At 72.6% G+C, this 22,257-nt stretch carries 14 protein-coding genes; 7 read left to right on the forward strand and 7 right to left on the reverse strand.

Features of this window, described 5'->3' with window-relative positions:
* The first annotated feature begins 110 nt into the window (after window positions 1–110).
* Window positions 111–779 carry a GntR family transcriptional regulator gene (locus BKA00_RS18415; protein ID WP_185026630.1) on the forward strand — a complete coding sequence of 223 codons (669 nt, stop codon included), beginning with the start codon at window positions 111–113 and terminating at the stop codon, window positions 777–779.
* 181 nt (window positions 780–960) lie between these two features.
* Window positions 961–2,232, forward strand: coding sequence for a S1 family peptidase (locus tag BKA00_RS18420; RefSeq protein WP_185026632.1), 1,272 nt, complete (start codon window positions 961–963; stop codon window positions 2,230–2,232).
* Between the two features lie 67 nt (window positions 2,233–2,299).
* On the opposite strand, the gene BKA00_RS18425 is transcribed toward BKA00_RS18420, so the two are convergent.
* Window positions 2,300–3,745 carry an aminopeptidase P family protein gene (locus tag BKA00_RS18425; RefSeq protein WP_185026634.1) on the reverse strand — a complete coding sequence of 482 codons (1,446 nt, stop codon included), beginning with the start codon at window positions 3,743–3,745 and terminating at the stop codon, window positions 2,300–2,302.
* Window positions 3,746–3,844: 99 nt separating this feature from the next.
* On the opposite strand from BKA00_RS18425, the gene BKA00_RS18430 reads away from it, so the two are divergent.
* From BKA00_RS18430 to BKA00_RS18450, 5 genes are read left to right on the forward strand one after another with little or no spacing between them, the layout of a single operon-like run.
* The gene (locus BKA00_RS18430; RefSeq protein ID WP_185026636.1) at window positions 3,845–5,509 is read left to right on the forward strand and encodes an ABC transporter substrate-binding protein; all 1,665 of its coding nucleotides are present in this window, start codon (window positions 3,845–3,847) and stop codon (window positions 5,507–5,509) included.
* Complete coding sequence (locus BKA00_RS18435) at window positions 5,509–6,456, forward strand: ABC transporter permease (RefSeq protein ID WP_185026638.1); 948 nt, start codon at window positions 5,509–5,511, stop codon at window positions 6,454–6,456. The genes BKA00_RS18430 and BKA00_RS18435 overlap by 1 nt, the downstream gene beginning before the upstream one ends.
* Complete coding sequence (locus tag BKA00_RS18440) at window positions 6,453–7,442, forward strand: ABC transporter permease (RefSeq protein WP_185026640.1); 990 nt, start codon at window positions 6,453–6,455, stop codon at window positions 7,440–7,442. Before BKA00_RS18435 ends, BKA00_RS18440 begins: the two co-directional genes overlap by 4 nt.
* 44 nt (window positions 7,443–7,486) lie before the next feature.
* On the forward strand, window positions 7,487–8,455 hold the full coding sequence (locus BKA00_RS18445) for an ABC transporter ATP-binding protein (RefSeq protein WP_185026642.1): 969 nt from the start codon (window positions 7,487–7,489) through the stop codon (window positions 8,453–8,455).
* Window positions 8,452–9,408 (forward strand): ABC transporter ATP-binding protein, encoded by a 957-nt coding sequence (locus BKA00_RS18450; RefSeq protein ID WP_185026644.1) that lies wholly within the window; start codon window positions 8,452–8,454, stop codon window positions 9,406–9,408. The genes BKA00_RS18445 and BKA00_RS18450 overlap by 4 nt, the downstream gene beginning before the upstream one ends.
* A 118-nt stretch (window positions 9,409–9,526) precedes the next feature.
* Here BKA00_RS18450 and BKA00_RS18455 read toward each other — a convergent pair whose 3' ends face one another.
* From BKA00_RS18455 to BKA00_RS18480, 6 genes are all read right to left on the reverse strand, one after another.
* Window positions 9,527–12,058, reverse strand: a complete 2,532-nt coding sequence (locus BKA00_RS18455) for a collagenase (protein ID WP_230298539.1) — start codon at window positions 12,056–12,058, stop codon at window positions 9,527–9,529.
* 491 nt (window positions 12,059–12,549) lie between these two features.
* Window positions 12,550–16,239, reverse strand: a complete 3,690-nt coding sequence (locus BKA00_RS18460) for a glycosyl hydrolase (protein WP_185026646.1) — start codon at window positions 16,237–16,239, stop codon at window positions 12,550–12,552.
* Window positions 16,240–16,396: 157 nt separating this feature from the next.
* Entirely contained in the window at window positions 16,397–17,224 is an 828-nt protein-coding gene (locus tag BKA00_RS18465) for a carbohydrate ABC transporter permease (protein WP_185026648.1), read from the reverse strand.
* Window positions 17,221–18,192 carry a carbohydrate ABC transporter permease gene (locus BKA00_RS40495; RefSeq protein WP_185026650.1) on the reverse strand — a complete coding sequence of 324 codons (972 nt, stop codon included), beginning with the start codon at window positions 18,190–18,192 and terminating at the stop codon, window positions 17,221–17,223. The genes BKA00_RS18465 and BKA00_RS40495 overlap by 4 nt, the downstream gene beginning before the upstream one ends.
* A gap of 3 nt (window positions 18,193–18,195) precedes the next feature.
* On the reverse strand, window positions 18,196–19,476 hold the full coding sequence (locus BKA00_RS18475; RefSeq protein WP_221493204.1) for an ABC transporter substrate-binding protein: 1,281 nt from the start codon (window positions 19,474–19,476) through the stop codon (window positions 18,196–18,198).
* A 79-nt stretch (window positions 19,477–19,555) separates the two neighbouring features.
* Window positions 19,556–22,252 carry an alpha-L-rhamnosidase gene (locus BKA00_RS18480; protein ID WP_185026652.1) on the reverse strand — a complete coding sequence of 899 codons (2,697 nt, stop codon included), beginning with the start codon at window positions 22,250–22,252 and terminating at the stop codon, window positions 19,556–19,558.
* Window positions 22,253–22,257 lie beyond the last annotated feature (5 nt).

Genomic DNA, 22,257 nt, shown 5'->3' on the forward strand with positions numbered 1-22,257 from the left:
CGTGGTCCGGCGCCCGTGGTCCGGCGCCCGTGATCTTGCCGTCCGGTGCGGTACGGCGGGCCTCCGGGCCGCCCACGTGGCGGTATTCTGATCGCGGGTGAGGAGGGCCAATGGATCCGGTGGCCGATGCCATGGTCGGGCTGCCTGACCTCGGCGGCCAGAGCAGCCTGCGCGGTCAGGTGGCCGACGCGCTGCGCAAGGCGCTGGCGACGGGCACGCTGCGGTCGGGCGTCGTGTACTCCGCCCCGACCCTCGCCGACGAGTTCGGGATCTCCCCCACCCCGGTCCGCGAAGCCATGATCGACCTGGTTCGGGACGGCCTGTTCGAGGCCGTGCGCAACCGGGGCTTCCGCGTCGTGCGGCCCTCGGCCCGCGACCTCGCCGAACTCACCGAGATCAGGGAACTGGTCGAGGTCCCCGCCGTCGTGCGGCTGGCCGGCGCCGTTCCCGAGGCGGTCCGTCCGCGCCTGCGGGCCCTCGCCGAGGAGGCGCTCGCGGCGGCCCGGGAAGGCGACCCGGTCGGTTTCCTCGACGCCGACCACCGCTTCCACTCCGAACTGCTCGGGCTCACCGGCAACCGGACGCTCGTCCGGACGGTCCTGGACCTGCGCGGCCGCTCGCAGATGCACGGCCTCGCGCGTCCCGCCGCCACCGAGACGCTGGCGGCGTCGGCGGAGGAGCACCTCGCGCTGCTGGACGCGCTCGTCGCCGGTGACGCGGAGAAGGCGCGGGAGCTCATGACGCGCCACCTCGACCACGTGCGGGGCGACCAACGCTGAGGGCCTTCCCCGCCCGCCTTCCTTCTGGCCGGATCCGGTCATGACTCTCCGGAGCTGGGCTTTCGCCTGAGCGGTCGCTCTTGGCAAGTGTGGTTTCACATTTTACAGTGCAATTTCACATTGCATTGCGGACGCCGCGGCCGGATGCCGCGGCACCCCCGTCCGCGAAGGAGGCTCCCGTATGGTCCGCCCGAAACGCAGAAGGGCAGCCGCGGCCGTCGCCGTGGCCGCCGCCCTGACCGCGGCCTCACTGGCGGCGCCGGCCCGCGCCGACGCCCCCGATGGCCGTGGCGCGCCCCCCGCCCCCTCCCCGCACGCCAGCTCCCGGACCCAGACCCAGCAGGAGGCCAAGGAGACACTCGTCAAGCAGATCGCGAAGGACCACGGTGTCCCGGCGGCCGAGGCGGCCCGCCGGGCCGACCGGCAGCCCGCGCAGTTCGGGCTCGCGGCCCGGCTCGGCAAGGACCTGGGCGCCGCGTACGGCGGCGCCTGGATCGACCAGGGGCGCGGCGGCGAGCTCACCGTCGGCGTCACCGAGGCCGCCGCGGCGGCCAAGGTGCGGTCCAAGGCCGAGAGCGCCGGGTTGGGCACCACCAGGACGAAGAGGGTCCGGTACGGCTTCGGGCACCTCCGGCAGGTGTCCGCCTCCCTGGCCAAGCGGGTCGCCGCCGCTAACAAGGGGGCCGCGAGCGGCCTGCAGACCGGCATCGTCACGTCCGGCAACACCGTGAGGCTGAGCAGCCTCAGGGGCGCCGCGCTGACCCCGGCCCAGCGCGGCGTCATCAGCTGGGCGCGGCGGACGTTCGGCGGCGCCGTCCAGGTGTCGACCTACGCCCGCAAGTCGGTGCCCCGCTACTGCTACGACGACTACAGCTGCGACCCGCCGCTACGGTCCGGTCTGGCCATCTTCACCGGCGGGGCGCGCTGCACCAGCGCGTTCATGACCTACTCGGGCAGCCGGTACTACATGCTCACGGCGGGCCACTGCGCCGAGCTCGGCTACTGGTGGGACGTGTCGACCTACAGCTACGGCTACCAGAACGTGGGAGGCGCCGCGGACTACACCTTCGGCTGGTACGGCGACTACGCCGCGGTCTCGGTCGACGATCCGGGCTGGTGGCAGCCCCGGGGCTGGGTGCTCCCCCAGACGTCCGTCTACGGAAGCGAAGGCGACTACGTCGGCGGATACGTCTGCAAGCAGGGCTCGACGACCGGCTACACCTGCGGGTCGATCACCGAGGTCGACGCCACCGTCTCCTACCCGGACCGGACGCTGTCCGGCATGACCTGGAGCACCGCGTGCGACGGGCCCGGTGACAGCGGCAGCGGCGTCTTCGACGGACACTACGCCCACGGCATCCTGAGCGGTGGTCCCGACTCGGGATGCGGAATGATCCACGAGCCCATCGGCCGGGCCCTGTCCGGTCTGGGGGTGTCCCTGCTCCGCGGCTGACCCCTCGCCGCGGACAGGGGCGGTGCCGTGCCCGGTGGCCCGGGTCCGGCACCGCCCCTTCACCGCGTCAGTCCTTCAGGGACTGCATCCACGTCTCGATCTCCTCGGGGTGGCGGGGAAGGGCGGAGGACATCAGCCGGGCGCCGGTCTCGGTGACGAGGACGTCGTCCTCGATGCGCACGCCGATGCCGCGCAGTTCCGGGGGCAGCGTCAGGTCGTCGGGCTGGAGGTAGAGGCCCGGCTCCACGGTCAGGACGTGGCCGGGGCGCAGTTCCCCGTCCAGGTACTGGGACGCCCGCGCCGCCGAGCAGTCGTGGACGTCCAGGCCGAGCATGTGCCCGCTGCTGCAGAGCGTGTAGCGGCGGTAGATGCCCGACTCGGGATCGAGAGCGTCCTCCGCGCTGCGCAGCACGCCCCAGTCCTGGAGTCCTTCGGCGATGACGCGCATCGCGGCCATGTGGAAGTCGCGGAAGCGGGCGCCCGGGCGGACGGCCGCCAGCCCCGCCTCCTGCGCGTGGTAGACGAGGTCGTAGACCTGCCGCTGGCGCGGGGTGAACCACCCGCTGATCGGGAGGGTGCGGGTGATGTCGGCGGTGTAGAGGGTGTCGGTCTCGACCCCGGCGTCGAGCAGGAGCATCTCGCCGAGCCGCAGCGTCCCGTCGTTGCGCGTCCAGTGCAGGACGCAGGCGTGCGCCCCCGCCGCGGCGATGGTGTCGTAACCGACGCCGTTGCCCTTGACGCGCGCGACGCGCTCGAAGGTGCCCTCCGCCCACCGCTCGCCGCGCGGCATCCCGGTGACGCGCGCCAGCCCGGCGGCGACCGCGGTGAAGCCGTCCACCGTGTGGTCGACGGCGGCCTGGAGCTGGGCGATCTCCCAGTCGTCCTTGACCAGGCGGAGCTCCGCGGCGCAGGCGGCCAGCTCGGCGTCGGGCCCTGGGGCGCGTGCCGGGACGGCCCGGTCGACCTCCGGGTCCACGCCCCGGATCACCCGGGTCGGGACCTGGCCGCCGAGCGCGCCGGCCAGGTCGTCCAGTGGCGCGCAGGCGAGCCCGAGCCTCTCCTCGGTCTCGGCCAGGGAGGCGCGGGGGCCGACCCAGAACTCCCCGTGCCGGCGGTCGCGGAAGAAGCCCGCGTCGTCCCGCGAGGACCGGGGCCGGTGGTAGAGGACGGCGTCGTGGCCCGTACCGGCCGGTTCCAGCACCAGGACCGCGCCGGTTCCGGTGTCGGCGCCGGTGTCCCCGGTGAGATGGGCGTAGGCGGTGTGGACGCGGTAGCGGTAGTCGGTGTCGTTGCTGCGCACCTTCGGCGGCCCGGCGGGCAGGACGAGGCGTTCGCCGGGGAACAGGGCCGACAGGGCCGCGCGGCGTTTCTCCGCGTACGGCGCCACGGACCGGCGCACGGGGAGCGGTTTCCCGCTCGGGGCCCAGTCCCGGGTCATGAAGGAGGCGAGGGTCTCGGAGACGGGCAGGTCGTGGCTGCCCGTCGCGAAGCGGCCGGCTGCAGGGTCGTCCATGTGAAAGTCCTGGATGTGGAGATTCGATAACGGGGCTTGTAGTGCAATTGCACTGTACTATTTTATATGGCACTCCGCCCGACGATGCACGGAGACGCCATGAGACGTCCGGTCAGGACCACCCTCGCCCTCCCCCTCGCCCTCTCGCTCGTCGCCGCCGGCGGCGCCTCCGCCTGCGGCTCGGGCGACGGCGCCGCCGCCAAGGCCGGGGGCACCCTCACCGTCCTGTACACGCAGGACTTCGCCCATCTCGACCCCCAGCGCAACTATGTGATGTTCGCGATGGACTTCGGCACGCGGCTGCTCTACCGGACGCTCACCACCTACGCCGCCGAGGAGGGCCAGGCTGGCACCGAGGTCGTCCCGGACCTCGCCACCGGCACCGGCACCACGCCCGACAAGGGCAGGACGTGGACGTACCACCTCAAGCCGGGGCTGAAGTTCGAGGACGGAACGCCCATCACCAGCGCCGACGTCAAGTACGGGGTCGAGCGCTCCTTCGCGCCCGACCTGCCGGAAGGCCCCGGCTACGCCAGGACGATGCTGGAGGGCGGCGACAGGTACAAGGGGCCCTACAAGGACAAGGACGGTCTCGCCTCCATCGCGACACCGGACGCGCGGACGGTCGTGTTCCGGCTCAAGGAACCGTCGATGGACTGGCCGAAGGTCACCACACTGCCGACGTTCGCCCCCGTCCCCAAGGCCAAGGACACCGGCGTCAACTTCGACAAGCGCCCCTTCTCCTCCGGCCCCTACAAGGTCGAGTCCTACGACCGCGGCCAGCGGCTGATCCTCGTCAGGAACGCCCACTGGGACAGGGCCACCGACGGCGTCCGCCGGGCCAACCCCGACAGGATCGTGGTGGAGGAGGGCCTCGCGCAGGCCACCATCGACCAGCGGCTCATCGCCGACCAGGGCAGGGACCAGCGCGCCGTCACCCTGTACTCGGTCGCGCCCGCGAGCATGCCGCGCATCCTCACCCGCCCGGACGTGAGGAAGCGGTTCGTCAGCGCGACCAGCCTGTGCACGCGTTTCCTGGCGATGAACACCTCCAAGCCCCCGTTCGACGACCCGAAGGTGCGGCAGGCGATGCAGTTCGCGGTCGACAAGGAGGCCTACCGCACCGCGCACGGCGGCAGCGGCGTCGGCGAGCTCGCCGGGTCCTACCTGCCGCCCGCCATGACCGGCGGGCGGGCGCAGGACGTCTACCAGGCGCCGCCGACAGGAGACCCGGCGAAGGCCGGGCAGATGCTCGCCGCGGCCGGGAAGGGCGCCGGCGTCACGATCGACCTGACGACGACCAGCAGCGAGCTGGGCAAGGCCGAGGCCGAGGCGGTGCAGCAGTCACTCGCCCGCGTCGGGGTGAAGGTCCGGATCAACTCCGTCGCCAAGAGCGTCTACTACGACACCATCGGCGACACCGCGAAGGAGGACGAACTCGTCTTCTACGGCTGGTGCGCCGACTACCCGTCCGCGGCCTCGTTCATCCCGCCCGTCTTCGACGGGCGCAACATCGCCCCGAAGGGCAACACCGTCGTCTCGCAGTTGAACGACACGGCGGTCAACGAAAGGATCGGCGCGGCCGCGAAGGGGAGCGACCCGGCCGCGTGGACGGCGCTCGACCGCGAGCTGATGGGCCTGTCGCCGATGGTCCCCCTGATCCACGACAAGCTGCCGCTGCTGCGCGGCTCCAAGGTCACCGGCGCGTTCGGCCACGCCATCTGGGAAGGCGAGTTCGACTTCGCGACCATCGGGGTGGCGTAGTGTCCGCCCCGCTTCTCACCGGGGCGGCGGAGGGCGTGCCGGCGCCCGCCGGCCGGTCGCCGTGGCGACTGGCCGGCGGGCGGCTGCGCCGCGACCCGGCCGCCCTCGCCGGCCTGGCGATCATCGCGCTGTTCGTCCTGCTGGCGCTGGCCGCCCCGCTGCTCACCGCCCTGAGCGGGCACGGTCCGAACGAGTTCCACCCCGAGAAGATCGACAAGGCGCTGGCCGGCGCCCCCAGAGGGGCGTTCGGCGGCATCGACGGCGACTTCTGGCTGGGCGTCGAGCCCGGCACCGGCCGCGACGTGTTCAGCCGCGTGGTCTACGGCGCCCGGATCTCGCTGCTGATCTCCGTCGCGGCGACCTGCGTCGCCACCGCCGCGGGCACCGCCCTCGGCCTCACCGCGGGCTTCGCCGGCGGCCGGGTCGACGCGGCGATCAGCCGCGTCATGGACCTGGTGCTGTCGTTCCCGCAGCTCATCTTCATGATCGCCCTGGTGTCGGTGCTGCCCGAGGGGAACCGGACGCTGGAGCTGGTGTTCGTCATGGGCTTCTTCGGCTGGCCCTACATCGGCCGCATCGTCCGCGGGCAGACGCTGTCGCTGCGCCACCGGGAGTTCGTGGAGGCCGCGCGCGCCACCGGCATGCCGCGCCACCGGATCGTCTTCCGCGAGGTCATGCCGAACCTGCTGGCGCCGGTCCTGGTCTACGCGACGCTCACCATCCCGGTGAACATCGGCACCGAGGCGGCCCTGTCGTTCCTCGGCATCGGCGTCCGGCCGCCGGACGCGTCGTGGGGGCAGATGATGGCCAAGGCGATCGACTGGTACCAGGTGGACCCGACGTTCTTCGTGGTCCCCGGCGTCTGCCTGCTGCTGACCGTGCTGGCGTTCACGCTGCTCGGGGACGCCTTCCGGGACGCCCTCGACCCGAGGGGAGCGGGCCGGTGACCCGGTACGTCGCGACGCGCCTGGCCGGGGTCGCCGGGGTGCTGCTCGTCATCTGCGCGGTGACCTTCACGATCTTCTACGTGTTCCCCGCCGATCCCGCGCTGCAGGCGTGCGGCAAGTCGTGCACGCCGGAGCGGCTCGCCATGCTCCACCACCAGATGGGGCTGGACCGGCCGCTGTGGCGGCAGTTCGCCGACTACCTCGGCGGCGTCTTCGCGGGACGCGACTACGGCTCGGGGCGGCAGGCCGTCCAGTGCCACTTCCCCTGCCTCGGGTTCTCCTACCAGAACAACATGCCGGTCTGGGACCTGATGATGCAGCGGCTGCCGACCACGCTCTCGATCGGGATCGGCGCGGCGGTCCTGTGGCTCGCCGGCGGCGTGACCGTCGGCGTCGTCTCCGCGCTGCGCAAGGACTCGCTGCTGGACCGGGCGCTGATGGTGGGCACGCTCACCTCCGCGTCCCTGCCGATCTACTTCACGGCGATGGCGCTCACCGTCCTGGTCGTCCAGATCGGGGGGCTGCTCCCCTACTCCAGCTACGTCCCGTTCGCGGAGGACCCCGCCACCTGGGCGAAGAACCTCGTCCTGCCGTGGATCGCGCTCGCGCTGCTGTACGCGGCCATGTACGCGCGGCTGTCCCGGGCGTCGATGGTGGAGACGATGGCCGAGCCCTACATCCGGACCGCCCGCGCCAAGGGCCTTCCGGAGCGGACGGTCGTCACGAAGCACGGGCTGCGGGCCGGGCTCACGCCGGTCCTCACCGTCTTCGGCATGGACCTCGGCGCGCTGCTCGGCGGCGCCCTCATCACCGAGAGCGTGTTCGGGCTGCCCGGCATCGGGCGGCTCACCATCGACTCGATCGACAAGTCCGACCAGCCGGTCGTGATGGGCGTGGCGCTGCTGGCCGCGTTCTTCATCACGTTCGCCAACCTCGCCGTGGACCTGCTCTACGCCGCGATCGACCCCCAGGTGAGATTCACATGAGCGAACCGGGGGGTGTGGGAAGTCGCCCCCCGCAAGGAGCACGCATGAGCCTGTTGAGCGTCCGGGACCTCGCCGTGGAGTTCCGTACCGCGAAGGGGCCGGTCCGCGCGGTGGACGGGCTGTCGTTCTCCCTGGAGGAGGGCCGCACCCTCGGCATCGTCGGCGAGTCCGGGTCCGGCAAGTCCGCGGCCAGCCTGGCGATCATGGGGCTGCTCGGCGGCGCCCGGGTGAGCGGGTCGATCGAACTGGCGGGGACCCAGGTCGTCGGGGCGGACCGCGAGCGCGTCCGCGCGCTGCGCGGCCGGAAGGTCGCGATGATCTTCCAGGACCCGCTGTCGTCGCTGCATCCCCACTACAGCGTGGGCGAGCAGATCGCCGAGGCGCGGCGGCTGCACTTCGGCGCGTCCCGCCGCGCGGCGCGCGGGGAGGCCGTCCGGCTGCTCGCCGACGTCGGCATCCCCGATCCCGGGGAGCGGGCGGGCGACCACCCGCACCGGTTCTCCGGCGGCATGCGCCAGCGCGTGATGATCGCCATGGCGCTGGCCTGCGAGCCCGACCTGCTGATCGCCGACGAGCCGACCACCGCGCTGGACGTGACCGTGCAGGCGCAGATCCTGGAGCTGATCGCCCGGATCCAGCGCGAGCGCGGGCTGGCGGTCCTGATGATCACACATGATCTGGGGGTGGTCGCGCGGGTCGCCGACGACGTCCTGGTGATGTACGCGGGACGGGCCGTCGAGCGGGCGCCGGCCGACGCGCTGTTCGCCGTGCCCCTGCACCCCTACACCCGCGGCCTCCTCGGCTCCCTTCCCCGGCTCACCGGCCCGCCCGGCGAGCTGGCCCCGATCGCGGGCGCCCCGCCGTCTCCGCTGTCTCCGCCGGCGGGGTGCCCGTTCCATCCGCGATGCGCCGAACGGGTCGAGGTGTGCGGGACCACCCGTCCGGTGCTCCTCGGCACGTCCCATCAGGCGGCCTGCCACCTGCTCACCACCGCGAAGGGGACGACCGGATGACGGCGCTGCTCCGCCTGGAAGGACTGACCAAGACGTTCCGGACACGGCGCGGCGCCGTCCGGGCGGTGGACGGCCTGAACCTCGAGGTGCGGGCCGGGGAGACGCTCGGCCTGGTCGGCGAGTCCGGCTGCGGCAAGTCCACGACCGGGCGGATGCTCGTCCGGCTCCTGGACCCCACCGCCGGGCGGATCACCTTCGACGGCGAGGACATCACCGGGCTGTCCCAGCGGGCGATGCGGCCGCTGCGCCGCGACCTGCAGATCATCTTCCAGGACCCGTTCGCCTCGCTGAACCCGCGCCACACGGTCGGCTCCATCGTGGCCGAGCCGCTGCGGGTGCAGGGCGAGCGGGACCCGCGGCCCCGCGTCCAGGAGATGCTGGAGTACGTCGGGCTCGGCGCCGAGCACCTCGACCGGTACCCGCACGAGTTCTCCGGCGGCCAGGCCCAGCGGATCGGGATCGCCCGCGCCCTCGTCACCGGCCCCCGGCTGGTCGTCGCGGACGAACCGGTGTCGGCGCTGGACGTGTCGATCCAGGCCCAGATCGTCAACCTGCTGGCCGGCCTCCAGCGGCGGCTCGGCCTGGCGTACGTGTTCATCGCCCACGACCTGGCGGTGGTCCGGCACGTGTGCGACCGGATCGCCGTGATGTACCTCGGCCGGATCGTGGAGACGGGCGCCCGGGACGTGGTCTACGGCGCGCCGGCGCACCCCTACACGAGGGCTCTGCTGTCGGCGGTCCCGCTGCCCGACCCGGTGGCCGAACGGGCGCGGGAGCGCGTCGTGCTCCGCGGCGACCCGCCGAGCCCGTCGGCGCCGCCGCCGGGCTGCCCCTTCCACCCGCGCTGCTTCAAGGCGCAGGAGCGGTGCCGCGCCGAGCCGCCGTCCCTCCGGATGGCCGCGGGCCGCCAGGTCGCCTGCCACTACCCGGAGACCGAGCCGTTCACCCCGTGACGGAGCCGCTCACGCCGTGACGGAGCCGCTCACGCCGTGACGGAGCCGCTCACGCCGTGACGGAGCCGGGGCCGGACCTCTCGGTCCGGCCCCGGCGATCGTGTTGCGGGGGGTCGGATCAGTACTCGGACTTCACCGTCACTCCGTTGAACGCCTGCTTCCCGTAGAGGCTGATGTAGTTGTAGCCCGCGGGCGGGCTGGTGATGGTCAGGGTCTCGTTGTTGCCGGTGTTGACGGACCTCTGGGTGTAGGACGTCGACGTGGCCCAGGTGGTGGGGCTGTAGTACAGGTCCGCGTCGCCGGTGCCGCCCGACGAGGTGATCTTGATCGACCGCGTGCCGGCCGGCACGTACAGGTACAGGTAGGCCAGGTTGCCCTGGGTGGCCGACAGGTTGCTCCGCTGGCAGTTCTGCCCGAGCTGGCGGGTGTCCGTCCCGGTGCACTCGGTCGTCCCGCCGCCACCGGCCGACACCGCCAGCTGCTTCGTCGCGGTGCCGGTGGCGCCCTTGTCGTCGGTGACGGTGAGGGAGACGGTGTAGGTGCCGTCCGCGCCGTAGGTGTGGGACGGGTTGGCCGCCGTGGAGGTGGCGCCGTCGCCGAAGTCCCACCGCCGGGAGGCGATGGTGCCGTCGGAGTCGGTGGACTGGTCGGTGAAGGCGACCGCCAGGCCGTTCGCCGAGGCGGAGAACCGCGCGGCCGGCGCCTGGTTGCCGCCGGTCCCGCCGCCCGCGCACGCGCCGGACGCGCACGCGGCGAGCCACGTCCGCCAGTCGCTGTCGTAGCGGGTGCCGATCGTGCTGGTCAGGAACGTCCGGGCGGCGTTCCAGTTGCCGGACCGGTAGTAGCCGAGGACGGTCGAGACGTCGCTCGGGTGCTTCTCGAACATGTACCGCACCGCGAGGTAGCCCCAGCGGTAGATGCGGGTCGTGTCATGGCTGTAGGTGGTGTCGAACAGCGTGCTGAGCGCGTAGGTGCTCCTCGCCGCCTCGGTGATCGCCGCGTCGTAGACCTCCTTGCGGTAGGAGTAGGACACGTACTCGGCGAATCCCTCGATCCACCAGATGGTGGGCGTGGTGACACCGGCGTTGAAGTCGCCGTACATGTCGAAGCGGCCGTCGAGGTAGTGGGTGTACTCGTGGTTGAGGTTCCAGATCTGGAACGCCGGGCGCACCCATTCGGCCTCGTAGGCGATGAACCGCGGCTGGTTGCCCGCGGCGGCCGGGTCGCCCTCCAGGTACATGCCGCCGTTGTTGGTGTCGATGCCGAACATCGCCCCGGCGTAGGTCTGGTAGTCGGTGCTCGAGTCGAAGACGCAGACCTCGATCGTGGTGTTGTTGTCGTTCGCGACGGGCCGGTTCCCGTCCTTCACCAGGCCGTGGAAGTAGGCGTCCTGGTTCTGGAGGCTGGCGCAGCTGTCCGACAGCTGGGCGGCCGTCATGTCCTGCGCCCGGATCTTGATGCTCGAACTGCAGGTGTAGGTGATGGTCAGGACGTTCTGGGCGAGCCGCTGCGCCAGGTCGCAGGTGCCGTAGTAGGAGCAGTTCGCCTTGTCGTAGTAGTCGGTCATCTCGGCGACGCCGACCCACAGCGGGGCGGTCTTCCCCGTCATGGCGCTCTGCCCGAGCAGCCCCTTGGCCAGCGGCCGGACCTTGGCCTGCAGCGCGGAGTGCTGCACGAAGCGTGTCAGCTCGCGCCCCGCGTTGGACGTCAGGTAGCCGCGGTCGGTGCCGAGCAGGGAGAGGTGGCCGGCGGCGAAGGAGTTGAGCGTGTCGAGCAGGCTCGGGTCGGACCCGACCGCCGAGACGAACTCCGGGACCTGGTGGCCGCGGAACAGCACCGTGTAGACGTTGTTCACCGCGTTGAGCATCCACCAGGACGCGTCGTAGGAGCTGTTGTAGCCGGTCAGCAGCCGCTTGACGACGTAGATGTAGCGGGCGTTCTCCTCCGCGCTGTCGATCAGCGTGACCGCCTCGGCGAGGACCTCGCCGTTGGCGTCGCTGACCGTCGAGGACTTGGAGTTGCCGAAGTAGGCGTCCAGACCCGACTGGATCGCCGTCTTCAGCGTGGGGCCGTAGGTCCCCACGGTCGACGGGTTGTACCAGTGGACGTAGTAGCCGGCTCGCAGATAGAGGACCAGCTGAGCCGTGCCGGTGGTGTTGTCGCCCGGGTAGTAGAGCCCGTTGTCGCGCAGCCCGTAGGCGACGCTCGCCATCTGCGACTCGCGGAACGCGTAGTACGCGTCGGTGCCGGTGAGGCTGAACAGCGAGTTGACGCAGTCGGTCGTGGACGACTTGATCTGCTGGACGAGCGCACTTCCGGAACGGCTCGTGAAGTCACTGGCGCTGCACGCGGCGGCAGCGGCCTTGGCGCTCGTCTTGGGGGCGGCCTTCATGGAAGGACGCTTGTGCTCCGCCGGCTTCTTCGACTGGTCGGGGCTGCTCTTCAGGTCGTTCTTGTCGGCGGAGAGCGGCGGCCGGTCCTTGGCGGGGAGCGGGGCCTTCTGCACGTGGCGGGCATCGCCGCCGTCGGGGCGGACGCTGGCGGGAGGGGGTTTCGGGGCGGCGTTCGCGGGCGCGACGAGGAACGTCGTCCCGAGGGCCACCGCCATTGACGCCAGCAGGCAGCGGGTCGATCTGCGTCTGTTTCTCACGGGGGTCTTCCTCCATGGGGCGGGCGTCCGGTGGGGGTACCGGACGGATTCGCGGGGCTCCGGGTCCAGGGCCCGGAGGGCTCCGGGGTCCAGGGCCCGGAGGGTCGGGGAAGCGTGCGCCCGCAGTTTGTGGGGCGGAAACGACCCGTGGTCATACGCCGCGCCATCGATCTGGGTTATGGATCTCCCGGGCGGATCTCCCCCGGTAACGCGGGAAAGGAATTCGCCGAGGTGGCGCCCCGTTCCGGGCGGCGAGGCGCACCCGATGCCGTTTCCGGACAATGACGAAACAAAGGTGAAATTGTACTGCTGGTCGACTACCTCCGCGATGGGAAGGTGCCGCCGGACCGCGGCCTGGTCGACCGCACCTGCGCCAAGAACCCTGACCCGGCACCGGTCTGGGTCACGCCCGCCCCGGCCGCGGCCCCGCACGCGCAGGCGACCGCCGTCCCGCGCCAGTTCGTGACGTGGGCACCGGCCGCCGTGCGGCGCTACCGTCCCGTCCGGTCAGCGCCTTCGGCGGCCGGGGCCTCCATGAGAAGCCGGACGGGCCCGTAGAGGCCCGAGGCTCGTTGGCCCTGGAAGACGAAATGCGTGGGGCTCACCTCGTCGAGGTAGGGCGCGAGCGTCCCGCAGATGAGGATTTCGAGTTCGTTGTCGCCATCGCGCAGGGCCGCTCCGATGTCGAAGCGGTACGGGGCGCAGATGCGCACTCCGGCCGGGTCGCCGTTGACGGTGACTTCGGCGGTGCCGCGCACCCGTCCGAGGTCGAGCGTCGCGGCGGACGCGGGTGCGGTGAGGCGGAACGAGCGCCGGTAGCGGACGGCGCCGCTGTAGCCGGCGAGCCCCGCGTCCTCCCAATCACCCAGCCCGATGGTTCCGGAACCCACGGTGAAACGCACCGGCCCCGCGAGCGCCGCGCCCTCCCGGTGGCCTGGAAGGGTGCGGATGCGCAGTTCCGCCGTCCGGGCGGGGGGAGCCTCCGGGCCCGGCAGCACCATCTCGGGGGCGGGTCGCAGGGGCTCCCCGTCCAGGGTCGCCTCCAGCAGTTCGCCGCGGACGTCGACGGCCATACCCGTCGCCCCGGGCGGGACGGCGAAACGCAGCCTCTCCACCCGCGGCGTCGCGTCCGGCGTCGCGAGCGTCGCGGGGAGGACGACGTCCGTTTCCGGATCGTCCTCAAGCCACGCCGCGCCGGGGAGCGGATGGGGCCGCCGCCGCAGGTGCAGGGACGCCGGGTCGCCGTACTGGGCAGGCCGCGCCAAGACGGGCACGGGCTCGCCGTCGCGCGCCGCGGTCCAGCCGGCACCGGACACGGCGGGGCCGTCCACGAGGACCGCGGGAGGGGGGCCGCCCTCGGTGAGGACGAGCGTCAGGTCGCCGCCCGTCACGCGGTAGCGGCCGACGCGCGGGACCTCCTGCTCGGCATACGGGTCGAACCCTCCCTGGCGGCCGACCTCCTCGCCGTCGACGAGGACGCGGCAGGGCGCGGCCGAGGCCACCTGGACCACCTCTCCGGCGGCGGCCCCCGGAAGGGGGACGCTCAGCATGATCTCGGCGCCCGGCCGCGCGGGGCCCGCCGCCGTGATCCACTCCGGCCGCCGGTAGCGGTCGCGGTCGGCGACGACGGCGAGGTGGGCGCGCAACCGGACGTCCTCGCCGGGGGCCAGCCGGACCTCGACGTCATGGTCACCGGAGGGGAGGGGCGTCTCGGCGATCGCCAGGTGGCCCCGGTCGTCGAGGGGGACGGGGGCGCCGTCCACTCGCAGCGTCTTGGCGGCCGCGGCGCCGACGGCCACGAAACCGCCTTCTCCCGGCACGGTCAGACGGGTCCGGAACACGACCGCGTCCCCGGACCGGACCTCCCCGAAATCGAGGAACTCCTCAGGGACGTGACCCTTGGGGCCGAGGAAGGCGCGGTGCAGGGCGTCCTTGCGGATGCCGCGGGATTCGGAGTACACGAAGGGCTTCCATCGTCCCTCGCTCTCCCTGGACCAGACACCGTGCGGACCGAACGTCGCATGCGCCTCGGACCACGCCTGCTCCGCCTCCGTTCGGTGGCTCACGGTCCACCGCTCTAGACGAACGTCGCGCCCGGCCGGCCGGGCGAAATCACCCCAGGCGTTGTCGAGGGTCGGAACCAGGTCCATCGTCCAGGACGAGCCGAGGTCGAGGACCGTCTCCCGCGTCGCGGGCGCCGGATCCGGTGCCGCGACGTCCTCGCCGCCGGGAAAGAGGAGCAGCGCGGCGGGCCCGTCGTCGAACGGGACGACGGCTTCGACCCACGTCCCGTCCACCGCGCGCGTCTCCAGCCGGCGCGGCGGGCCCCCGAACGGGCTCGCGACGAACGCCGGGCCGCGCACGCCCCGGACCCGCACCCGCATGTCCCGCGCGTACCGGCCGGGATCGAAGTCGTAGGTCACGTCGAGCCAGCCGAGATCGGCCCCGCGCTCGTCGGGGCGTCCCACCGACACGCGGCTGGCCATCGACGGCGCCGCCGTCAGGAACACCAGCGTTGTGCCGTCGACCTCCCGGACAAGGGCGGGCACCGGCGCGTCCACCCGGCGGACACCCGCGAGGGCGGCACCGAGAGCGCCGGTGTCCGGCACCGCCTCCAGCACGGCGCGGAGCCCGGCCACCGCCTCGTCGGCGCCCGGGTCGCCGACCCCGAGCCTGGGCAGCGCGCCGACAGCGACGACACGCCCCCCGTTCTCGGCGAACGCCGTGAGCCTGCGCGCCGTCTCCCCTTCGAGCACGGCGCATGAAGGGAGAAGGACGACGCCGTACGCCTCGTCCGCGACGTCCAAACGTCCCTCGGTGACCGTGGCACGCTGCACGGAGTCGTCGTCCACGACGTCGGCGTCGATCCCCAGCCGGTCGAGCACGCCGGGCACCATCCGGAACCAGGCCATGTCGCCGACCAGATCCCGGTAGGTCTCCTGGGCGAGCGTCGCGTCCGGGTCCACGCCGTCGAGCCGCGTCCCGGCCTGCGCGGTCGCGGTCGGGAACAGCACGGCCACGTCGCACACGTGCCGCCCCAGCGAGAGAGCGGCGCAGAGCCTCGCGACGGCGTCGGCGAAGACGCGGTGGTGCCGCCAGTAGGGCTGACGCCAGTCGGTGGACGGCGGCGCCCACTCCCACCAGCCCGCCTTGGTCGTGTAGTAGACGGCGTGCGGGTTGTAGAGGGTCGCACCGGCACGCAGCCACGGCAGCAGCCAGTCGAAGGTCTCCTCCAGCGTCCCGCCCCAGCCGCTGGAGTGGAACGCCTCGATCCAGGTCCGGTCCCGGCCGTACAGGTGCGCGAGCGAGGAGTGGACCCGGGCGTCCCCGTGGTGGTCGGAGCCGGGGGCGCCGAACCAGCGGTGCGTGCGCGCGTAGTCGGCGTACAGCCTGACCCCGTCCACGGGGAGCCCGGCCCGCGCCGGATCCTGCTGGTCGCAGCCGTGCAGCAGCCCGTACCGCTCATGCCATTCGGCCAGCGGCCGGAAGAACGCGTCCTCGGCCAGCTCGGCGCGGGTGAGATGGTAGTCGCGGCGGACCCGCAAGGCGTCCTCTCCGCCGCTCCCCCACAGCGCCGCGAGACGCGGCTCCAGGTCGTAGCCGCGGCGCCGCTCGAACTCCCCGGCGAACCCCTCCGACCAGGTCGGCAACGACGGCAGCTCGTCCTGGAACGACCCGACGATCACGTTGCCGAGCCGGTGCCCCAGCCGCCGCGCGAACTCCCCGTGCACCCGGTCGAGGAGCGCCGCGCACGCATCGGCCGACAGGTAGTCGAAGCCCCGCACGTCCGCCGCCCCGTCCGGCCGGAGCCAGCGTCCCGCGTAGTCCGGGACGTCGCGCACCAGGCGGGCCTGCAGATCGGCGCCGGAGAACCCGAGCTGGTCGTAGAACCACAGGGACACGCCCAGTTCGGCGGCGTCCTCGCAGACGGCGTCCAGCAGGTCCCACCACCCGTCGGAGAAGAACGGCGGATCGTCGGCGTCCGCGCCGAACATCGGACCGGACGGCGCCAGGTTCAGCACCACCAGATTGTGGACGCCGCCCTCGGCGAACCGCTCGAGCTGGTCGCGCAACCGCCGCCGGTCGAGCCGCTCCCCGCTCCACCACCAGATGGGCGCAGGCGAGAACGCCCGCGGCGGCGCATCCAGCACCGCCCCCAACCGCCCCGAGACCACTCTCATCGCCGCTCCCTGTGGGGGGACGACCCCCCACACCCCCGGTTCGCTCCGCTCATCCCCATGCCCTGTGGGGGGACGACCCCCCACACCCCCCGGTTCGCTCCGCTCATCCCCATGCCCTGTGGGGGGACGACCCCCCACACCCCCCGGTTCGCTCCGCTCATCCTTTGAGCCCGCTCGCGAAACCCTTGATCACATACCTCTGCAGCACCAAGAAGATCACGATGATCGGGAGGGCGGCGAGGACCAGGCCGGCGAAGACCAGGCCGTAGTCCGAGACGTACTGGCCGACGAAGGCGAAGACCCGCACCGGCACCGTCTCCCGCGCCGATCCGCCCAGGTACAGCAGCGGTGTGAAGAAGTCGTTCCAGATGAACACGGCATTGAGGATCAGCACCGTGCCGGTGATCGGCCGCAGCAGCGGGAACACGACCCGGGTGAAGGCCTGGAGGTGGCCGGCGCCGTCGATCAGCGCCGCGTTCGCGTAGTCGCCCGGCAGCGCCCGGATGAACCCCGTGTACAGGAAGATCGTGAACGGCAGCTGGATGCCGGTGTAGAAGATGATCATTCCCTGGTAGGTGCCGAGCAGGCCCGCCGAGTCGGCGAGCTTGAACAGCGGGATCATGCCGAGCTGGAACGGCAGCACGATGCCGAGCAGGAACAGCACGTACAGCGTGTAGCCGAGCCGCGAGGCGCAGCGGGCCAGGAAGTAGGCCGCGAACGCCCCGATCGCGATGAGCGCCACCAGGCTCACCACCGTGATCACCGTGCTGTTCAGCAGCGCCGAGCCCAGCGACGCCCGCGACCAGGCGTCGGAGTAGTTGCCGAGCGTCGGCGACGACGGCGGGGACAGCGGCGCCGAGGCGATCTGCTGCTTGTCCTTCAGCGACAGCGTGACGAGCGCGTACACCGGGAACAGGAACGCCAGCGCGACCGCGATCATCACGACTTCCAGGACGAACGTGCGCAGTCCGTAACGCAGGCTCATGCCACCTCCCGACCGCGCAGGTACCGGATCTGGATCAGCGAGACCGCGGCGACGAACAGCGCCAGGACCAGCGCGATCGCCGTGCTGTAGCCGTAGTTGCCGAACACGAACGCCTGCTTGTACAGGACCGTTGAGAGCGTCTCGCTGGCGTGGCCCGGCCCGCCGCTCGTGGCCGCGTAGACCTGGTCGAACAGCTTGAGCCCGCCGATGGTGGACAGCATGACGTTGATGGTGACGGCGGGCGCGAGCAGCGGCCACGTCACGCTGCGGAACCGCTGGAACCGCCCGGCGCCGTCGATCATCGCGGCCTCGTGCAGCTCCACGGGCACCCCCTCCAGCCCCGCGAGGAAGATGACCATCGAGTAGCCGGAGAACTGCCAGATCACCATGCCGGCCACCGACCACAGCGCGAGCGAGGGGTCGCCGAGCCAGTCCTGGCGCAGGGAGCCGAGCCCCACCGCGCCGAGGATCCCGTTGAGCCCCGCGTCCGGCGCCGGGTTGTAGACGTACTTCCACAGGAACGCCACCATCACGGGGCTGACGACGGCGGGCGCGAAGAAGACGACCCGCAGCACCGCCCGCGACCTGATGCGCGTGTGCACGCCCAGCGCGAGCAGCAGTCCGATGCCGTTCTGGACGACGACGATCGCGACCGTCAGCAGCAGGGTGTTGACCAGCGACCCGCGCGCGGCGTCGTCCCGCAGCAGGCGGTCGAAGTTGTCGACGCCGACGAACGACCGGTCGCCGATGCCGTTCCAGTCGGTGAAGGCGTAGACGATGCCGCTGGCGCTCGGATACAGGACGATCAGCGCGTACACCAGCAGGGCGGGCGCCGCGAACCACCACGGCGGGTTCAGGAACCCGCCGCGCCGGCGGCGGGGCGGCGCCGGGAGGCGCGCCGCGCTCTCGGGAGGTCCCGCGGCACCGGCCGCCGAAGCGGCCGGTGCCGGACGTGCGGTGGGGGGCACGGGCTACTTCTTCCGGTAGGTCTCGTCCAGCTTGGCCAGGCCCTCGGCCACCGTCGTCTTGCCCGCGAGCAGCTCCTGCACCAGCGCGAAGTGGGCGGGCTGCACCTCGGCGTTCGGCCACGCCTGGTCCATGAACGGGTCGGCCTTGTCGCCGTCGAGGTACGGCAGGAACGGCTGCAGAACCGGGTCGATCTTGGAGGAGGAGTCGCGGACGAGCGGGACGCAGGCGACGGCCTCGGCCCATCGGTTGATGTTCTGCTGCTCGCCGAGGAACGCGACGAACTTCTCGGCGGCCTCCTTGTTCTTGCTGCGGGCGCTGACGCCGAGCCCCACGACGACCCCGGCGGGGATCCGCACCTGCGCCGCGTCGTCCGCGCCCGGCACCGGGAACATCGACAGGTCGGCGGCGTTCGTCGCCGCCTTGCGGAAGTCGGGCAGGACCGCCGAGACCTGGATCGCCATGGCGGCCTTGCCGGTCGCGACCATGGACGTCTGCTGCTCGAAGGTCGTGCCGTTGGGGTTGTCGTTGAAGTAGCCGCGCTTCTGCAGCTCCAGGTACATGTCGAGGGCCTGCACCCAGCCGGACTGGGCGAAGGACGCCGACCCCGCCCGCATCTGGCTGTCGAACTGCGGGTTCTTGGCGTACACGGTGGACGGCACCAGCGCGTAGGTGATCAGCTGCGTGACCCAGGGGGTCTGCGCGCCGAGCGCGATCGGGACCGTGCCCTTCTTCTTGAGCTTCTCGCAGACGTCGAGGAACTCGCTCCAGGTCTTCGGCGGTTCCACTCCGGCCTTCTCGAAGACCTTCGTGTTGTAGATCGCGCCGATGACGCTCGACCCGGCCGAGTAGAGGAAGGTCTTGCCGTCCTTCTGGAACGCCGGCTTCAGGCTCGCCGGGATCTTCTTCGTCCACGCCTGGCCGCTCAGGTCGGCGAGCAGCCCCGCCTGGGCGATCTGCGCCATGCTCATCGCGCTGCCGTTGCCCGGGAAGACCACGTGCAGGTCGGGGGCGTTGCCGGCGCCGAGCTGGGTCCGCACCGACGTCTGCACCTGGTCGGTGGGTGCGAACGAGGTGCTGAACTTGGCTCCGGTGTAGGCCTTCGTGAGCAGGTCGAGCGCCTTCTGCTGGTCGGCGACCCCCACCAGGCGCAGGGTCCCCGAGCCGCCGGACGACCCCCCGCAGGCGGCCAGTCCCGCCGGCAGCGCGGCCGCGGCCGCGACACCTCCGGACATCCGCAGGAATCCTCGGCGGCTGAGGGCCGCGTTCTGGAACGACGATGTCATCTTTCCTCCTCGCGTTCGCGGCGCGGACCGCCGGGGTGGCGGCGGTCCCGGCCGCGGCCGTCCCGCGTGGGGACGGACGTCATTGAAGGGGCGCCGTGAAGCGGTACTCCCCCGAGCCGGTCCGGCAGCGGAGCTCCCGCCGCGCCGTTCCGGCGACCGAGACCCCGGGGGCGTCCGCCACCGGGATCCCGCTCTCGCGCACCCCGCCCGGGTCGTCGGTGGGGATGTGGACGGTGGCGGTCGCGCCCGGCGGCACCGCCACCCGCAGGTCGAACACGCCGTCGCGGCGGGTCCAGGCGGTGGACACGAGCCCGCGCACCGACTCGTAGCGGGCGCTCGCCTCGGTCAGCCCGCCGGGCCTCGGCCGGATCAGCAGGTCGCGGTACCCGGCCGAGCCGGGCGCCTGGTCGAGTCCGGCGACGCCCCGGTAGAGCCATTCGCCGACCGAGCCGAGCGCGTAGTGGTTGAACGAGTTCATCGCCGCGGCCTGGAACCCGCGCTCGGGGGTGTAGCCGTCCCAGCGCTCCCACACGGTGGTCGCGCCGTGCCGCAGCGGGTACAGCCAGGAGGGCGGGTCGGTGCGGCGCAGGAGGGCGTGCGCGAGGTCGGCGCGGCCGTGCGCGTCGAGGACGGGTGCGATCAGCCCCACGCCGAGGAACCCGGTGGTGAGGCCGGGCCCGGCCTCCTCGACCAGTTCGGCGAGGCGACGCACCGCGCCCGGGACCAGCTCGCCCGGGAGCAGCTCGAACGCCAGGGCCAGCAGGTAGGCGGTCTGGGTGTCGCCGCTGACCCGCCCGTCCGGCGACACGAACCGCTCGGCGAACGTCTTGCGGACGTGGGCCGCGAGCGCGCCGTACCGGGCCGCGGCCTCGTCCGCGCCGAGGATCTCGGCGGCGCGCGCCGTCAGGGCGGCGCTGCGGGCGAAGTAGGCGGTGGCGAGGACGTCGCGCGGGGTGGGGGCGGGCGCGAGCCAGTCGGCGAAGTGCGGGCCGGTGCGGCGGGTCCACACCAGGTCGGGGTTGTGCCGGTGGACGTGGTCGACCCAGGCGCACATGGCGTCGAGGTTGCGCTCCAGGAAGCGCTCGTCCCCGTACACGCGGTAGAGGTGCCAGGGAACGAGGACGCCCGCGTCGCCCCAGCCGGGCGCGCCCTCGTCGGCCACGCCCGCGATCTTGGGTGCCACGTTGCCGAACGCGCCGTCCGGCGACTGCGCGCCGCGCACCTCGCGCAGCCAGCCGTCGAAGAACGCGGCGACGTCGGCGTTGAGGCACGCGGTCGGCAGGAAGACCTGCGCGTCGGCCAGCCAGCCGAGCCGCTCGTCGCGCTGCGGGCAGTCGGTGGGGACGCTGACGAAGTTGGAGCGCTGCCCCCAGGAGATCGCCTGGTGGAGGCGGTCGACGTCCGGGTCGGAGCAGGTGAAGTCCCCCGCCCAGGGCGTGTCGCTGTGCAGCACCACCCCGGTGACGTCGGCCGCGGCTAGGGAGCTCAGGCCGGTCACCTCGGCGTACCGGAAGCCGTGGTAGGTGAAGCGCGGCTCGAAGACGGCCTCGGCGTCCTCCCCGGCGATCAGCACGTCCGTCGCGTCGGCGGTGCGCAGGTTGGCGGTGTAGAGCGCGCCCGCCTCGTCCAGGGCCTCGCCGTGCCTGACGACCACCCGGCCGCCGGGGGTCAGCCCGCGGGCGGTGAGCCGGACGCGTCCGGCGAAGTTCTGCCCGAAGTCGACCAGGAACCGGTCGCCTGAGACGCGGGCGACCGACCGCGCCGGCAGCTCCCGGACGGCGCGGACCGGCGGCGCGACCGAGGCCGTGAGCCGGCTCCGGTCGGTGGCGGCGACCCAGGCGGGCCGCCATCCCGCGCCGTCGCGGCCGCCGGACGGCAGGTCCCAGCCCGGGGTCTCGCGGCGCAGGTCGTGGCACTCCCCCTTGAGCAGGTCGGCGTACCGGAAGGGCGACCGCGCGCTCTGCCAGTCGTCGCCGGTCGCGACGACGTCGGCGGAGCCGTCGGCGTGCACGAGGTGAAGCTCGGCCAGCAGTTGCGGGAACGTTCCGTAGTGCGCGCCGGCGCGGCGCTCGTCGAAGCCGGCGAACCCGCTCCACCAGCCGTCCGCGACCGTGGCCGCCAGCATGTTCGCGCCCGTCCGGACCAGGTCGGTCACGTCGTAGACCTGGTAGTCGACGCGGTCGCGGTAGTCCGTCCAGCCGGGGGCGAGCTCGGCGTCCCCGACCCGCGCGCCGTTGAGGCGCGTCTCGTAGAGGCCGCGGGCGGTGACGTAGAGGCGCGCGGCGACCGGCGCGGCGGCGGCTTCGAACGCCTTCCGCAGGCGGACGGCGGGCTGCAGGCCGTGGTCGGCGAGGGCGAGCTCGCCCTCCTCGGGCGCGTCCATGACGTCCTGGACGGACGGGTCGTGCGTGATCCAGACGGCCGACCAGGCGGCGGGGCTCAGCATCCCGGTCTCGAACCAGGACTCCTCCCGCGAGGCGGCGCCGGCCGCGTCGGTGACGGTGACCGTCCAGCGGTACCGGGTGCGGGGCCGCAGCGCCGGGCCGCGGTAGCGGACGGAGACGGCGGACGGGTCGGCCACGGCGCCCGTGTCCCAGACCGGGGCGCCGTCGTCGGCGCGGACCCGGACCCGGAGGCCCGCGGGCGCGTCGCCACGCCGCCCGGAGGCCAGCCGCCACGACAGCAGCGGCGCGGGCTCGTCGACCCCGAGCGGTTCCGCCCGGTGGTCGCAGCGGAGCCCGTAGGGCGTGAGGCCTCGGCCAAGGGAACCCGTCACTCACC

The sequence above is a fragment of the Actinomadura coerulea genome (assembly GCF_014208105.1).
Classification (GTDB): domain Bacteria; phylum Actinomycetota; class Actinomycetes; order Streptosporangiales; family Streptosporangiaceae; genus Spirillospora; species Spirillospora coerulea.